The organism is Sulfitobacter sp. HI0040 (assembly GCF_001634885.1).
In the GTDB taxonomy this organism is placed as follows: Bacteria; Pseudomonadota; Alphaproteobacteria; order Rhodobacterales; family Rhodobacteraceae; genus Sulfitobacter.
In genome coordinates, this window is record NZ_LWEX01000003.1 from 14,700 (window position 1) to 29,009 (window position 14,310).

The window sequence follows — 14,310 nt, forward strand, 5'->3', positions numbered from 1 at the left end:
GCAAAGCAATTGCGCGGGGAGAGTGGCGGTGATTTGTCGGTTGGCAGAAAGGGACGGAGCTCCGAGTGAGCGGGCGGACCATCCATTTTTTAGGATACAGGCCCGAGCTGTACCTTGAGACCAATACGCCGCCACCCTATGGCGTTGCTAGTACGCAGCAGTCCAATTGGAACGAACTGAACCAGAGACTGCTAGGGGACCTTGTCGCTTGCTCAGGTCCATTATGCAGCCTATGCAAGACGGGAGGGTGTAGCACAGATTTTACTGTACTTCGCCGGGAAATGATCGCTTCTAGCGGTGGTTCATTACCGACGGTTGTCCGGGTCGGTCAGTAAAGTTGGTGCGAGGCGTATAATAATATGAAGTCCAAAACGGTTTCGGCAGATGGTCGTCAGAAGGCACCGTACCTCGGGTTTATGCTTGCAGTTGCTACGGCGGCAGGGATGGCAACAGCGGTATACCCGCAATCCACCACACCCCCTTTGTCAACCTATGGCACCCCGGGCCTTGTGGAACTGCCCACCGCTCAAGTGTTCTATGGCGGTGCCCTCGCTTTCAATGCGACAAAGCTTGGTTCCACCGAACGCTACAACGTCACGTTTCAAGTGCTTCCGCGGGTCTACGGAACTTTCCGGTACAGCTATGTTACAAACTACGATCGCAGTTTTGATATTCATTTCCAACTGGCTGATGAGGGTCGCCTTCGTCCGGCCCTAGCGATCGGACTGCGCGATTTTTTGGGCACAGGTATCTTCAGTAGCGAATACTTTGTGGCAACCAAGAGTTTCGGTTCCAGGGTGCAGGTTACTGGCGGTATCGGGTGGGGGCGATTGGCCGGTAGAAATTCTTTCGACAACCCTCTGAGCGTATTCGGTGATCGCTTTGACAATAGGAGTCCGGGTTTCTCAGGCCGGGGAGGCCAGCTCGAGACCGGGGATTGGTTCAGAGGACCAGTGTCGCTCTTCGGCGGGTTATCTTACAGGGTCAATGACCAGCTAAGTTTGACTGCGGAATATTCGCCTGATTTATATGCGTTCGAAACAAATGCAGGGATCGCTGACATCACCACCCCCCTCAACGTAGGCCTGCTTTATCGCTTCAAGAATGGCGTGGACCTCAAGGGTTTCGTGGTCGGCGGGAACGAGATCGGTGCGCAGCTGAGCTATGTTATCAACCCCGCAAAGCGGTCGATTCCGGGTGGGCTTGAACTGGCGCCGGTGCCGGTAGGGTCGCGGGCGCGGTTGGCGGTTGCGGATTGGAATAATTCCGCTGCCGGCGGGGGTGTCGCGGCCGTTACACGTGTTCTTCGCTCCCGGTTGGAGAACGAAGGTCTCGAACTGCAGGGCTATATCCCGGGGGCACGCTCCGCCACGATCCGTATCGAGAACCAGCGGTGGGACGTGGAGGCTCAGGCCGCTGGTCGCGCGGCGCGGATCATGGCGGAAACTCTGCCGCCGGAGGTCGAAGAGTTTCGCGTCGTCTTTCAAAAGGATGGCGTACCGAACAGTCGTGTCGTGACGCAGCGGTCCGATCTGGAAGAATTTCAGTACGATTATGACGGGGCGTGGCGCACCTTTGCGCGGGCGGACATTCAGGATGCGGCAGGCCTTGGGCGTCAGGGGGAACTCCAAGAGACCTTTCCGCGGTTCGATTATTCGCTGTCACCCTATGCGGCCTATTCCTTCTTCGATCCAGATCAGCCCATCCGGGTGGATGTAGGCCCCCAGCTAAAGTTTTCGTATAAGCCGCTGCCGGGTCTGAATTTTTCGGGGCGGCTGCGCTATCCGATTGCTGGAAATATCGAAGATTCTGTGCGGTTGTCCAATTCCCAATTGCCGGCGGTCCGGACGGACGCGGTGCTTTACGCGCGGGAATCCGATCTCGAACTCAATACATTGACGGCGGAATATATCTGGCGACCGGGTGAGAACCTCTTTGCCCGGACAACTGCGGGCTACCTCGAAAACATGTATGGCGGCGTGTCGGCTGAATTGCTTTGGTATCCGGTGAACAGTCGCCTCGCTTTGGGGGTCGAGGCGAATTATGCGAAGAAGCGGGAATACGACATCTTGTTCGGCTTCCGCGATTACGATGTTCTGACCGGCCATGCTTCTGCCTATTACGATTTTGGAAATGGTTTCGTGGGTCAGGTCGACGCCGGGCGCTATCTCGCAGGGGACTGGGGGGCGACCTTCTCTCTCGCACGGGAATTCAACAACGGATTCACCCTCGGCGGTTTCTTCACCTTGACGGATGTACCCTTCGACCAATTCGGAGAAGGCTCCTTCGACAAGGGTTTGAAGTTCGAGGTTCCATTGTCCTGGTTCACGGGTAAACCATCGAAAACCACACTCAGCGAAACGATCCGGCCGATCCTGCGGGACGGCGGCGCGCGGTTGAACGTGAACAACCGGCTGTTCGGCTATGTACGCGACGAACGGGGTAAGGAACTGCGTGACGGCTGGGGGAGATACCTGCGATGATCCGTAAATCGATTGCCATGCTGTCCCTGTTCGCTCTTGGAGCGTGCGGGGAAAGTCAGCTCGCGGCGCGTGCGCTCAATGTGTTTCTGGACGAACCTTCAACACAGGCTTCGGGGCCGTTTCCGCGATTTGCGCCCCTGTTGCAGATGCCGCAACCCTACGCCCTTCAGGCAACTTTGGTGCGGAGCTCTCTGAAGGGGGGCTTTCTGCTCGAAAGCAAACAGGGCTCGATTGAAAGCTGGTTGGGCAGCGATGGGGTTGCGCTGACCTTTGATCGGGGTCTTCTGCATGGCACTCGGGGTATTGGCGCGGGTCTGCTCGCTTCCGATGTCAGCGAAAGTGCCGCTCTGGTCCTGAGCGGGCGTAATGGTGTCGCTGACCGTATACACACCCGGCTTGATGGGAACGATCGGGCAGAATTGCAGGCCTATCGGTGCACGATCCGGTCCGAAGGGCCAGCCACGATCCAGTTGGACAATGGCCCCGCTTCGACCCTTAAGATGGTGGAGACGTGCGCCGGGTTGGATGACTCGTTCCAAAACACCTATTGGGTCGATACCCGCTCCGATCTCATCGTCCGCTCCCGCCAGTGGACGGGGGAAGAACTGGGCGAGCTGGACGTCCGGGTGGTTTACAACTTCCGCTAACGCCTCTGCCGGTCCTTTTTCTGTACGGGACCGGCAAGGGCGCTATGCTTTCCGGCATGTGGCGCTTTCTATTCCTATTGGTTCTGTCTGGCCTGCCGGGGCCATTGGCGGCTTGCGGGTTGGGGTTGGTGCTTGCTGTGGATGTTTCCGGCTCCGTGGACCGGCAGGAGTATCGCATCCAAATGGAAGGGCTGGCGGAGGCGTTGCGTGACGGTATCGTGGCCGAGGCGCTGGTGAGCCAGCAGGCTCAGGTGACGCTCATACAATGGTCGGGCATTTCCCGGCAGCGCCAGACATTACCCTGGACTGTGATGGCCGACCAGCAGGCGGTAGATCGTTTCGCCGACGCCATCGCAGGTGACGATCGGCTCTGGCGCAATTTCTCGACCGCCGTGGGCGAGGTTATGGACCTGGCGCTTCAGGCTTTGAAAGAAGTAGCTCATTGCCAGCGCCTTGTGCTGGATATTTCCGGGGACGGTATATCCAATGAGGGTGTCCCGCCCCTGGCCGTGCGGGGGGCACTGGCGCAGGCCGGGGTCGTGGTGAATGCGGTCGCCATCGAAACTGATGAGACCGATTTGACCGCATGGTTTTTCGAGAATGTCATCCTCGGGGAGGGGGCTTTCGTCGTTACCGCGGATGGATTCGAAGACTATCCGGCGCAGATCAGGCGGAAGCTCCAGCGGGAAACGGCCAAACAGGTGAGTATGCTGGGAAATCCGTGATCACAGTAATTTCTCATGTGATCACACCAGGTGCGAAATCTTCTGTTTAATCGGATATTCTGCGGTTCTGCGCCAATAAACCGCGCATCCTTCGCGGTTGGCCCCGTGACACTGCCATAAAAAACGCTATCAAGAATGTAACCTATGAAAGGATACCGTCATGGCCGATGTGAACCGGGGCAACCGGCCCCTGTCCCCTCATATGTCGATTTACAGACCCCAGCTGACGTCGATCACCTCCATCCTTACGCGGATCACAGGGAATGCGATGGGCATCACGGCCCTGCTGATTGTCTGGTGGTTTCTCGCTGCGGCGACGAACCTCGACTATTTTGAGACGGTTGACGGAATTCTCACCGGGTGGTTCGGCGATCTGGTGATGACGCTTTCGGTGCTCGGGCTTTGGTATCACACCCTCGCCGGGATACGGCATCTGATCTGGGATCAGGGCGTTGGGCTCGACCTTGGCCCGGCTTATATCCTCGGGTGGTCCTGCCTTGGCGGGTCGGTCGTGCTGACCATTCTGACCATCATCATCGTCTGAGGAACTGCACATGCGCTATTTGACTGACCGCAAACGGGCCGAGGGCCTCGGTTCTGCAAAATCGGGAACGGAGCATCACTGGCACATGACGCTAAGCTCGGCGGCCCTGCTGGTACTGATCCCGCTATTCGTTTTCACCTTCGGTCCGGCACTTGGTGGAAGCTACGAAGAAATCCTTGCCTATTATGCGCGCCCGTTCCCCGCGATCGTCGCGGCCCTTACGCTGGCGGTGGGCTTCAAGCATTTCGCCGACGGTGCCCAGATCATGATCGAAGATTACGTGCATGGGATCGCGGGCAAAATCACCCTGATTGTCGTGCGCGTCCTGTCCTACGGCGCCGCCGGGGTGGGCATTTTCGCCATTGCGCGGCTGGCGCTTTGACGTGGTCCTTCTGCGGACCGTTCAATAATTCGTCCTACGGGAGACCGAAACATGGCTGCTTATGATTATGAAACCCATGAATACGACGTTGTCGTCGTAGGGGCAGGGGGCGCCGGTCTGCGCGCGACGCTAGGGATGGCCGAGCAGGGGTTGCGCACCGCCTGTATCTCAAAGGTGTTTCCGACGCGGTCGCATACCGTGGCAGCGCAAGGGGGCATCGCCGCCTCGCTCAGCAATATGGGCCCCGACAACTGGCAATGGCATATGTACGACACCGTGAAGGGGTCGGACTGGCTGGGCGATACGGACGCGATGGAATACCTCGCCCGTGAAGCGCCCAAGGCCGTGTATGAACTGGAACACTACGGCGTGCCGTTCAGCCGGACCGAAGAGGGCAAAATCTATCAGCGCCCCTTCGGCGGTCATACCACCGAATTCGGCGAAGGCCCCCCGGTGCAGCGGACCTGCGCCGCCGCGGACCGGACAGGCCACGCCATTCTGCACACGCTCTACGGTCAGTCGCTGAAGCAGAAGGCCGAGTTCTTCATCGAGTATTTCGCCATCGACCTGATCATGTCGGACGACGGTGTCTGCCAGGGCGTGCTGTGCTGGAAGCTGGAAGACGGCACCATGCATCTGTTTACCGCCAAGATGACGGTGCTTGCGACCGGCGGGTACGGGCGCGCCTATTTCTCCGCCACTTCGGCGCATACCTGCACCGGTGACGGGGGCGGCATGACCGCCCGGGCAGGACTTCCCCTGCAGGATATGGAGTTCGTTCAGTTCCACCCTACAGGGATCTACGGTGCCGGTTGCCTCATCACCGAAGGGGCGCGCGGCGAGGGCGGATACCTCACCAACTCCGAAGGCGAGCGTTTCATGGAGCGTTATGCGCCGACCTACAAGGATCTCGCATCGCGGGACGTTGTCAGCCGATGCATGACGATGGAGATCCGCGAAGGCCGCGGGGTGGGCGAGAACAAGGATCACATCCATCTGCACCTTAACCACCTGCCGCCGGAAACGCTGGACCTGCGCCTGCCCGGCATCAGCGAGAGCGCCCGGATCTTTGCCGGGGTGGACCTGACAAAGGAGCCGATTCCGGTGCTGCCGACCGTGCATTACAACATGGGCGGAATCCCAACGAATTACTGGGGTGAAGTGCTCGCCCCCACGGACGACAAGCCCGACAACGTGACGCCCGGTCTGATGGCCGTGGGCGAGGCAGGCTGCGCCTCCGTGCACGGGGCGAACCGTCTGGGGTCCAACAGCCTCATCGACCTTGTGGTGTTCGGACGGGCGGCGGCCATCCGTGCCAAGGAAGTGGTAGATGCCGAAGCACCGGTACCCACGGCGAACCAGCGTTCCGTCGATGCGGCCTTCAGCCGGTTCGACGGGCTGCGCTATGCCAAGGGACATGTGCCCACCGCGGACCTGCGGCTGGAAATGCAGAAAACGATGCAGCAGGACGCCGCCGTTTTCCGCACCGACAAGACGCTGGAAGAGGGCCGCGAGAAGATGGTCGAAGTGGCCGGAAAGCTTTCGGACCTGAAGGTCACGGACAAGTCGCTGGTCTGGAACTCCGACCTCATGGAAACGCTGGAACTGACCAACCTGATGCCCAACGCGGTGGCCACGATCACCGCCGCCGCGGCGCGTAAGGAAAGCCGGGGCGCGCATGCGCATGAGGATTATCCCGAACGCGATGACGAGAACTGGCGCAAGCACAGCCTCGTCTGGTTCAAGGGGAACGAGGCGTCTCTGGGCTATCGCGGCGTTCATACCCAGCCCTTGACGAGCCACAATGACGGCGGCATCGACCTGAAAAAGATCGCCCCCAAGGCGCGGGTGTATTGATCCCATGCGTTACGTGATCCTTCTGACCCTCACCCTGGGCCTGACCGCTTGCGATCAGGTTCAGACGGCTGTCGACAACACCGCCCGCCAGACGGCAAAGGGCGCGGTGGCAGAGACATTGGCCACCCGCTTCCCGCAGGTGCCGCAGCCGCTGATCACGCCCTTCACGGATTGCATCATCGACAATGCCGGTGCGCTCGAGTTGCGCGAATTTGCCCGTGCCGCCGTCGTCGGCGTCACCGACGATACGGCAGCCGTGGCCCGCGAGGTTCTGTCGCGTCCCGAAACCCAGCAATGCCTGACCTCCGCCGCGCTGGCGCGGGGTCTGACCTAGGAGATACCGATGGTTCAGCTGACCCTTCCCAAGAACTCCCGCATGACCAGCGGCAAGACGTGGCCGAAGCCCGAGGGGGCCACCAACGTCCGCGAATTCCACATCTATCGCTGGAATCCCGACGACGGGAAGAACCCTGCGCTCGACACCTATTTCGTCGATATGGACACCTGCGGTCCGATGATTCTGGACGCGCTCATCAAGATCAAGAATGAGATCGACCCGACGCTGACGTTCCGGCGGTCCTGCCGCGAAGGCATCTGCGGGTCCTGCGCGATGAACATCGACGGGATCAATACGCTGGCCTGCACCTACGGGGTTGAAGAGGTGAACGGCACGGTAAAGATCTATCCGCTGCCGCATATGCCGGTGGTGAAGGACCTGATCCCGGACCTCACCCATTTCTACGCCCAGCACGCCAGTATCGAACCCTGGCTTGCCACCGAAACGCCTGCGCCCGCCAAGGAATGGAAGCAGTCGATCGAGGACCGGGCGAAGCTCGACGGTCTTTATGAATGCATCATGTGTGCCTGCTGCTCGACCTCCTGCCCCAGCTACTGGTGGAACGGGGATCGTTACCTTGGACCGGCCGCGCTGCTGCATGCCTATCGCTGGATCATCGACAGCCGGGATGAGGCGACGGGGGAGCGGCTGGACGATCTGGAAGATCCTTTCAAGCTGTACCGCTGCCATACGATCATGAACTGCGCACGGACCTGCCCCAAGGGGTTGAACCCGGCGAAGGCCATCCAGAACATCAAGAAGCTGCTTGTCGAACGCGCGGTCTAGCATCCGTTCCTGCATGACCGCCTGTCGCACCTGCTGAAGGGGAGCGGACGCCGATGCTCATCCTCGCGGGCGTGCTGATCGCCTTCATTCTGGTGGCGCTCTATACCCGGCGCCACCGGGCGACACGCAATTGCCGGTGGCGCAAGGACGCAACCGGCGACAAGGGCAACCTGCGCATGTACCGCTGTGTCACCTGCGGGGCAGAGGCCTTTACCGCCAATCCGGGCCCGCCCGATACCTGCAAATCGACGTTGCGGCCACCGCCGCTTTGAACACTCGACAGTCCCGCGTGCCGCGGTCTAGGTTTGCGGCGCGGGGGGACCATATGACTGAACTTTCCAAGAAATTCGACGTGATCATCGTGGGCGCGGGGCTTGCCGGGATGGTCGCTGCCCATCAGGCGGTACTGCGGGGACGCAGGGTGCTGATGCTCGATCAGGAAGGGCCGCAGAGCCTTGGGGGGCAGGCCTATTGGTCGTTGGGCGGTCTTTTCATGGTGGATACGCCCGAACAGCGCCGCATGGGCATCAAGGACAGTGCCGAGCTTGCGCTGGCAGACTGGATGGGATCGGCGCAGTTCGACCGGGCGGAAGATGCGAACCCGCGCGCCTATGCCGAACGCTTCGTCGAATGGGCAGCGGGCGACATGCGGGACTGGCTTTCCCGCATCGGGCTGACGTGGTTCCCGGTTGTCGGCTGGGCCGAGCGGGGGGGCGCACAGGCGCATGGGCACGGCAATTCGGTGCCCCGGTTTCACATCACATGGGGCACCGGCACCGGGGTCGTCGCGCCCTTTGCCAAGCTGATGACGGAACATGCGGCGGCGGGGCATCTGACGCTTGCCTTCCGCCACCGGGTCACCGCGCTCGACGTGACGGATGGTCGGGTGACCGGCCTCTCCGGCGAGGTGCTTGCCGATACAACCAAGCCCCGGGGGGAAAGCACGTCGCGCGAGGTGACCGGCGATTTCAGCTATGCGGCGGATTCGGTGATCCTCACCACGGGGGGGATCGGGGGGAACCATGACATGGTGCGCCGACACTGGCCGACGGACCGTCTGGGCCAGCCGCCGAAAACCATGGTCGCGGGCGTGCCCGATTACGTTGACGGGCAGATGCACGAAATCGCGCGCGCGGCGGGGGCCGACCTGATCAACGAAGACCGCATGTGGCACTATTGCGAAGGCGTGCAGAACTGGGACCCGATCTGGCCGAACCACGGTATCCGCATCCTGCCGGGGCCCTCCTCGCTCTGGTTCGATGCAAAGGGCGACCGGATGGAGGCGCCTTGCCTGCCGGGCTTTGACACGCTGTCGACGCTGCGCCGCATCCTGTCCGTGGGGGAACACAGCTGGTTCATCCTGACGCAAAAGATCATCGAGAAAGAATTCGCGCTTTCAGGGTCGGAACAGAACCCCGATTTCACTTCCGGAAAGTGGAGCGAGGTGTTGAAGACCCGCCTTGGCAAGGGCGCGACCCCCGCGGTCGAAGCCTTCAAGCAGAAGGGCGCCGATTTCATCGTAGCGGATGACATCGACAGCCTTATCACCCGCATGAACGCGCTGACCCCCGACGCCCCTGTCGATCCTGCGCATATCAAGGCGCAGATCGCGGCGCGGGACGGGCAGCTTACCAATCCGTTCGCCAAAGACGCGCAGATCACCGCCATACGCGGCGCCCGCGCCTATCGGGGGGACAAACTGATCCGCACCGCCAAACCCCATGCGATTCTCGATCCGGCCAACGGGCCGCTCATTGCGGTGCGGCTCAACATACTGACCCGCAAATCGCTGGGCGGGCTGCATACGGACATTCAGGGCAGGGTGCTCACCCCCGACGGGGCAGTCTTCGACGGGCTTTACGCTGCGGGTGAAGTATGCGGCTTTGGCGGTGGCGGCTATCACGGGTACAACGCGCTCGAAGGGACCTTCCTCGGGGGGTGCATCTTTTCGGGCCGTATCGCGGGGGACAACGCGTGAAACCGCCAGAGGATGCCGAAGCTCGCCGCGCCGTCACCCCCGTGATCTGCTACCCGGTCCAGACCTTGCCCAGACCGGACATGCAGCTTTACGAGGCCGCGCGCGATACGCTGGTGCCGTTGGATGAGGTCATCGTGCCCCCGCGCGATGCCCGGACCTTTCGCGTGCCCGCCGGGCATTTCTTTCGCATTCATTCCATCGAAGGGCCGCAGGTGGGGGATCTGAACCTGTGGAACGCAGATGATCTGTCCGAACGATTCTATTCGGGCAAGACCCGCGCGCTTCATGGGACGCATGTCAGCACCGGCGACAGGCTCTGGTCCAGTTTTCCGCATATGCGCCCACTGGCGACCATTACCCATGACACGTTGGACTGGTACGGAATGGATGCCTTTGGCGGGGGCGTGCATGACGTGATCGGCACGCGCTGCGATCCTTATACCCATGCCTTGCTTTCGGGCGGGCAGTATCACCACTGTTGCCATTCAAATCTGACCCGCGCGCTCGCCGGGCATCTAGGTCAGACCGCGCAAGAGGCCGAAGCCCATGTGCACGATGTGCTGAACGTTTTCATGTGTACGGGCTTCACCCGCGATACGGGCCAGTATTTCATGAAGGCAAGCCCGGTGCGCCCGGGCGATTACATCGAGTTTTTCGCCGAGCAGGACCTGCTGGGCGCGCTCAGCACCTGCCCCGGGGGGGATTGTTCGGCCGAACATTCATCGGATGTGGCCGCGTGCTATCCCCTGCGAGTCGAAATCCTCAGACCTGCGGATGGTGCGCCGGATGGATGGACGCCGCCGCCCCCCACCACCTACGACCGCACCCACGGCACCTGATCCGCGTTGTCAGCCCTGAGGAAACGCAGCCTCCAGCGCGATTTCGACCATATCGCCAAAGCTCTTTTCCCGCTGATCGGAGGGCAGCGCCTCACCGGTTTGCAGATGGTCGGAAACGGTCAGGACTGCCAGCGCGCGGCAACCATGCCGTGCCGCCAATGTATAAAGCTCTGCAGCTTCCATTTCGACGCCGAGTATCCCGTGGCGGACCATCTGCTCATCAAGGTCGGAACGCTCCGCATAGAAGACGTCAGACGAATAGATGCCCCCCACATGGGTGGGCGTGCCGCGGCGTTCAGCGGCTGCCACCGCCGCTTTCAGCAGGGGCCAGTCGGCGCAGGGGGCAAAATTGAGTTCGCGGAAAAAACCCGCCGAGGGGGAGGTGAGCGTGCTCGCCGTCATGGCGATGATCACGTCGCGGATGTTCACCTGCGGCTGCATGCCCCCGCAGGAGCCTATGCGGATCAGCGTTTTGGCCCCGTATTCGCGCATCAATTCGTTCGCGTAGATCGATAGCGAAGGCATCCCCATCCCGGAGCCCTGGATGGTGACGCGGTTGCCCCTCCACGTTCCGGTATAGCCCAACATGCCACGGACTTCGTTAACCAGCTTGGGAGCGGTCAGAAACGTTTCTGCGGCCCAGCGGGCGCGATAGGGATCGCCGGGCATCAATACGGTTTCGGCGATCTCGCCCTTTTGCGCCCCGATATGCACGGTCATTCGTCGTCCTCCTGCTGCAAGCCGCCAGATTGCCCGCAGGTACCGCAGACGGCAAGACGGGAACAACCCCCGGTTCCACCCGTTTTCCCAGGTAAATGCAGGAGACGGACATGAGCGATAAATCCCGCGACGAGATCTGGGACGAATGGCAAGAACGGGTCAACATGGCCCCCGCCGAGTTGGAAGATTGGCTGGAGACCGAAGAAAGCAAATCGGTAGGGGATTCAGACGGTGGCGAAAGTACCGGGCATAAATCCGGTCGGCGCATCGTCGAGATCAAGAACACCAACAAGGACGATTTGTCGGATAACGACTGGGATCACATGGCTAAAGTCGTGGGATACATCGCGCGTCACTGTGCGCAGGTGCCGAAGGACCCTGAACAAAGCGACTGGGAATATTCGTTGAAGAATTGGGGCCACGATCCGCTGAAGGACGATGGCTGCGCCTGATTTCAAAACGGCGGGCCGCTTTCCCCCGGTCCGCCGTTGAGCCGATCAATCAGGTGTCTTTTCTGATTTCGAGCTGTTCGGGTTTCATCCCGTCATCCATGGCCTGACGATACCATTTCGGCTGCCGCCCCTTTCCGGTCCATGTTTCGCTGGGGTCGGCGGGATTGGCGTATTTGGGCGGGGAAACGGTTTTCGGTGCGGATTTCTTGCCGCCCCGGCGCATGCCCCCGCTGCCACCTGTCAGGTCGTCGAGCGAAAAACCGAACTGCGCAGCAGCCTTTTCGGCCGCCGATTTCGCATCGGCACGATCTTTCTCTTTCGCCTTTTCAATAGCGTTATCCACATCGTCTCGCAGTTTTTCCAACTGATTACGCGACATGCTGCTTAAGTCGACAGCCATTAGGGTCCCTTCCTGTTTAATGCTATTTCGAAATACAGCAGTTCCTTTCCATTCGCAAAGACCTATTTGTGTCATTGTGCTATTCGGCTGCAACTGCAGCGGGATCCGCAAGGGCAACAATGTCTTTCATGATTACGTTCAATTCGAAATCTTTCGGCGTATAGACCCGTGCAACCCCCATAGCGCGCAGGCGAGCTGCATCTTCTTCGGGAATGATTCCCCCCACGATTACCGCGACATGGCCCAGCCCGGCATTCCTCATCCGTTCCATCAAATCCTCGATGAGCGGAATATGCGATCCTGAAAGAATGGAAAGCCCGACCACATGGGCCTCGTCTTTCAATGCCGCGTTAACGATTTCTTCTGGTGTGAGGCGAATACCCTCATAGGTAATGTCCATCCCGCAATCGCGAGCGCGAACGGCAATCTGTTCGGCCCCGTTGGAATGACCGTCGAGCCCGGGCTTGCCGACCAAAAACTTCAGGCGGCGACCCAGTTTCGCGCTGACCGTGTCAACTGCCTCGCGCAGATCGTCCAGTCCTTCGGTTTTGTTGGACCGCCCGGTCGCGACACCGGTGGGGCCGCGATACTCCCCGTGGGCGCTGCGCATTTCCGCAGCCCATTCGCCTGTGGTAACACCCGCCCTCGCAGCGGCAATGGAAGGGGGCATGATGTTGCGCCCCTCGGCGGCGGCGGCACGCAGATCGGCCAGCGCTTTCTCGACCGCTTCGGCGTCTCGCTCGGAGCGCCATTCTTCAAGCCGGGCGATCTGTTGCGCCTCGACTGCCGGATCAACGACCATGATGCCACCATCCCCCGTCATCAGGGGGGAAGGCTCACCCGCCTGCCACTTGTTCACACCGACGACGACGGTCTCGCCCGCCTCGATCCGGCCAAGGCGCTCCGAATTGCTTTCGACAAGACGGCCCTTCATGTACTCGATGCCGGAAATCGCGCCGCCAAGCCCATCGAGATGTGCAAGCTCCGCACGGGCGGCCTCTTTCAATTCGGCCACTTTGGCGTCTACTGCCGGGTTTTCGTCAAACAGGTCGTCGAATTCCAGAAGATCGGTTTCATAGGCGAGGATCTGTTGCATCCGCATGGACCATTGCTGGTCCCAGGGGCGCGGCAGGCCAAGCGCTTCGTTCCAGGCCGGCAATTGGACGGCACGGGCGCGCGCCTTTTTGGAAAGTGTGACGGCCAGCATTTCGATCAGAATTCGGTAAACATTGTTTTCCGGCTGCTGTTCGGTAAGGCCGAGCGAATTCACCTGAACCCCATATCGGAATCTGCGATATTTTGCATCTTCCACGCCGTAGCGATCCCTGCAAATCTCATCCCAAAGATCCACGAATGCGCGCATTTTGCACATTTCGGTCACAAATCGGATACCGGCATTCACGAAAAATGAGATCCGCCCAACCAATGCGGGAAAGTCCTCTTCGGGAACGCGGGGGCGCAATGCATCCAGAACCGCCGTGGCCGTGGCAAGTGCAAAGGACAATTCCTGTTCCGGCGTCGCGCCGGCTTCCTGCAGGTGATAGGAACACACGTTCATCGGGTTCCATTTCGGAACTTCGCGATAACAGTATTCCGCTACATCGGCGATCATCTTCAGGGACGGGGCGGGCGGGCAGATATAGGTCCCCCGGCTGAGGTATTCCTTGATCAGATCGTTCTGAACGGTGCCTTGAAGCGCCGAGACATCGGCGCCCTGTTCCTCTGCCACCGCGATATAGAGGGCGAGCAGCCATGGAGCCGTGGCATTGATCGTCATGGAGGTGTTCATCTTTTCCAGCGGGATGTCCTGAAAAAGGGTGCGCATGTCCCCCAGATGGCAGACCGGAACCCCGACCTTGCCCACCTCGCCCCGGGAAAGGACGTGATCGCTGTCGTATCCCGTCTGGGTCGGCAGATCGAAGGCCACTGAAAGGCCCGTCTGCCCCTTTTCGAGGTTCGTGCGATAAAGCGCGTTGGACGCTTCCGCCGTGGAGTGTCCGGCATAGGTGCGGATCAGCCAGGGGCGGTCTTTTTGCGGTTGGGACATCTCGAACCTCGTATCTGCGTTAGCAACAATATTGCGTCAGTCGCTTGATACGGGAAACTTTATGGCGGGTCAATTCGCTGCGTTGCGGCAAAAAATGAAGGCGCGCAACCTAT

15 protein-coding genes are annotated in these 14,310 nt (G+C 60.4%); 12 read left to right on the forward strand and 3 right to left on the reverse strand.

Translation table 11 applies throughout. The features are described from left to right. Positions 1 to 359: 359 nt before the first annotated feature. The 11 genes from A3728_RS00260 to A3728_RS00310 all read left to right on the forward strand — a co-directional run bounded on the left by A3728_RS00260 (position 360) and on the right by A3728_RS00310 (position 10,578). Positions 360 to 2,483, forward strand: coding sequence for a YjbH domain-containing protein (locus tag A3728_RS00260; RefSeq protein ID WP_236628227.1), 2,124 nt, complete (start codon positions 360 to 362; stop codon positions 2,481 to 2,483). After that, complete coding sequence (locus A3728_RS00265) at positions 2,480 to 3,130, forward strand: YjbF family lipoprotein (protein ID WP_067919167.1); 651 nt, start codon at positions 2,480 to 2,482, stop codon at positions 3,128 to 3,130. Before A3728_RS00260 ends, A3728_RS00265 begins: the two co-directional genes overlap by 4 nt. Before the next feature lie 44 nt (positions 3,131 to 3,174). Further along, positions 3,175 to 3,855, forward strand: coding sequence for a DUF1194 domain-containing protein (locus A3728_RS00270; protein WP_236628228.1), 681 nt, complete (start codon positions 3,175 to 3,177; stop codon positions 3,853 to 3,855). Between the two features lie 160 nt (positions 3,856 to 4,015). Then, on the forward strand, positions 4,016 to 4,399 hold the full coding sequence (sdhC, locus tag A3728_RS00275) for a succinate dehydrogenase, cytochrome b556 subunit (RefSeq protein WP_067919169.1): 384 nt from the start codon (positions 4,016 to 4,018) through the stop codon (positions 4,397 to 4,399). Positions 4,400 to 4,409: 10 nt separating this feature from the next. Continuing rightward, positions 4,410 to 4,781 (forward strand): succinate dehydrogenase, hydrophobic membrane anchor protein, encoded by a 372-nt coding sequence (locus tag A3728_RS00280; protein WP_067919171.1) that lies wholly within the window; start codon positions 4,410 to 4,412, stop codon positions 4,779 to 4,781. A gap of 51 nt (positions 4,782 to 4,832) precedes the next feature. Next, positions 4,833 to 6,638: a succinate dehydrogenase flavoprotein subunit gene (sdhA, locus tag A3728_RS00285; RefSeq protein ID WP_067919172.1), complete on the forward strand. Its 1,806-nt coding sequence runs from the start codon at positions 4,833 to 4,835 to the stop codon at positions 6,636 to 6,638. Positions 6,639 to 6,642: 4 nt separating this feature from the next. Beyond that, positions 6,643 to 6,972 carry a hypothetical protein gene (locus tag A3728_RS00290; protein ID WP_067919174.1) on the forward strand — a complete coding sequence of 110 codons (330 nt, stop codon included), beginning with the start codon at positions 6,643 to 6,645 and terminating at the stop codon, positions 6,970 to 6,972. Positions 6,973 to 6,981: 9 nt separating this feature from the next. Then, on the forward strand, positions 6,982 to 7,761 hold the full coding sequence (locus A3728_RS00295) for a succinate dehydrogenase iron-sulfur subunit (protein ID WP_067919176.1): 780 nt from the start codon (positions 6,982 to 6,984) through the stop codon (positions 7,759 to 7,761). 53 nt (positions 7,762 to 7,814) lie between these two features. Next, positions 7,815 to 8,033, forward strand: a complete 219-nt coding sequence (locus A3728_RS00300; RefSeq protein ID WP_067919178.1) for a hypothetical protein — start codon at positions 7,815 to 7,817, stop codon at positions 8,031 to 8,033. Positions 8,034 to 8,086: 53 nt separating this feature from the next. Continuing rightward, a complete protein-coding gene (locus A3728_RS00305; RefSeq protein WP_067919180.1) occupies positions 8,087 to 9,739 on the forward strand; it encodes an FAD-binding dehydrogenase in 1,653 nt (550 codons plus the stop codon). Further along, on the forward strand, positions 9,736 to 10,578 hold the full coding sequence (locus A3728_RS00310) for an urea carboxylase-associated family protein (RefSeq protein ID WP_067919183.1): 843 nt from the start codon (positions 9,736 to 9,738) through the stop codon (positions 10,576 to 10,578). The genes A3728_RS00305 and A3728_RS00310 overlap by 4 nt, the downstream gene beginning before the upstream one ends. Before the next feature lie 9 nt (positions 10,579 to 10,587). Here A3728_RS00310 and deoD read toward each other — a convergent pair whose 3' ends face one another. Then, positions 10,588 to 11,298, reverse strand: coding sequence for a purine-nucleoside phosphorylase (gene deoD, locus A3728_RS00315; RefSeq protein WP_067919185.1), 711 nt, complete (start codon positions 11,296 to 11,298; stop codon positions 10,588 to 10,590). A 110-nt stretch (positions 11,299 to 11,408) separates the two neighbouring features. Here deoD and A3728_RS00320 point away from each other — a divergent pair, with 110 nt between their 5' ends. After that, a complete protein-coding gene (locus A3728_RS00320; protein ID WP_067919188.1) occupies positions 11,409 to 11,750 on the forward strand; it encodes a DUF3140 domain-containing protein in 342 nt (113 codons plus the stop codon). 49 nt (positions 11,751 to 11,799) lie between these two features. Here the strand turns inward: A3728_RS00320 and A3728_RS00325 are convergent, their stop codons facing one another. Together A3728_RS00325 and A3728_RS00330 are read right to left on the reverse strand one after the other, a co-directional pair. Next, the gene (locus tag A3728_RS00325; RefSeq protein WP_330220248.1) at positions 11,800 to 12,225 is read right to left on the reverse strand and encodes an H-NS histone family protein; all 426 of its coding nucleotides are present in this window, start codon (positions 12,223 to 12,225) and stop codon (positions 11,800 to 11,802) included. A gap of 4 nt (positions 12,226 to 12,229) precedes the next feature. Beyond that, positions 12,230 to 14,197: a protein meaA gene (locus A3728_RS00330; RefSeq protein ID WP_067919192.1), complete on the reverse strand. Its 1,968-nt coding sequence runs from the start codon at positions 14,195 to 14,197 to the stop codon at positions 12,230 to 12,232. Between the last annotated feature and the right edge of the window lie 113 nt (positions 14,198 to 14,310).

Coding starts and splice junctions, on each gene's coding strand:
- A3728_RS00260 (WP_236628227.1), top strand. CDS start 360: ATGAAGTCCAAAACGGTTTCGGCAGATGGTCGTCAGAAGGCACCGTAC.
- A3728_RS00265 (WP_067919167.1), top strand. CDS start 2,480: ATGATCCGTAAATCGATTGCCATGCTGTCCCTGTTCGCTCTTGGAGCG.
- A3728_RS00270 (WP_236628228.1), top strand. CDS start 3,175: ATGCTTTCCGGCATGTGGCGCTTTCTATTCCTATTGGTTCTGTCTGGC.
- sdhC (WP_067919169.1), top strand. CDS start 4,016: ATGGCCGATGTGAACCGGGGCAACCGGCCCCTGTCCCCTCATATGTCG.
- A3728_RS00280 (WP_067919171.1), top strand. CDS start 4,410: ATGCGCTATTTGACTGACCGCAAACGGGCCGAGGGCCTCGGTTCTGCA.
- sdhA (WP_067919172.1), top strand. CDS start 4,833: ATGGCTGCTTATGATTATGAAACCCATGAATACGACGTTGTCGTCGTA.
- A3728_RS00290 (WP_067919174.1), top strand. CDS start 6,643: ATGCGTTACGTGATCCTTCTGACCCTCACCCTGGGCCTGACCGCTTGC.
- A3728_RS00295 (WP_067919176.1), top strand. CDS start 6,982: ATGGTTCAGCTGACCCTTCCCAAGAACTCCCGCATGACCAGCGGCAAG.
- A3728_RS00300 (WP_067919178.1), top strand. CDS start 7,815: ATGCTCATCCTCGCGGGCGTGCTGATCGCCTTCATTCTGGTGGCGCTC.
- A3728_RS00305 (WP_067919180.1), top strand. CDS start 8,087: ATGACTGAACTTTCCAAGAAATTCGACGTGATCATCGTGGGCGCGGGG.
- deoD (WP_067919185.1), bottom strand. CDS start 11,298: ATGACCGTGCATATCGGGGCGCAAAAGGGCGAGATCGCCGAAACCGTA.
- A3728_RS00320 (WP_067919188.1), top strand. CDS start 11,409: ATGAGCGATAAATCCCGCGACGAGATCTGGGACGAATGGCAAGAACGG.
- A3728_RS00325 (WP_330220248.1), bottom strand. CDS start 12,225: ATGACACAAATAGGTCTTTGCGAATGGAAAGGAACTGCTGTATTTCGA.
- A3728_RS00330 (WP_067919192.1), bottom strand. CDS start 14,197: ATGTCCCAACCGCAAAAAGACCGCCCCTGGCTGATCCGCACCTATGCC.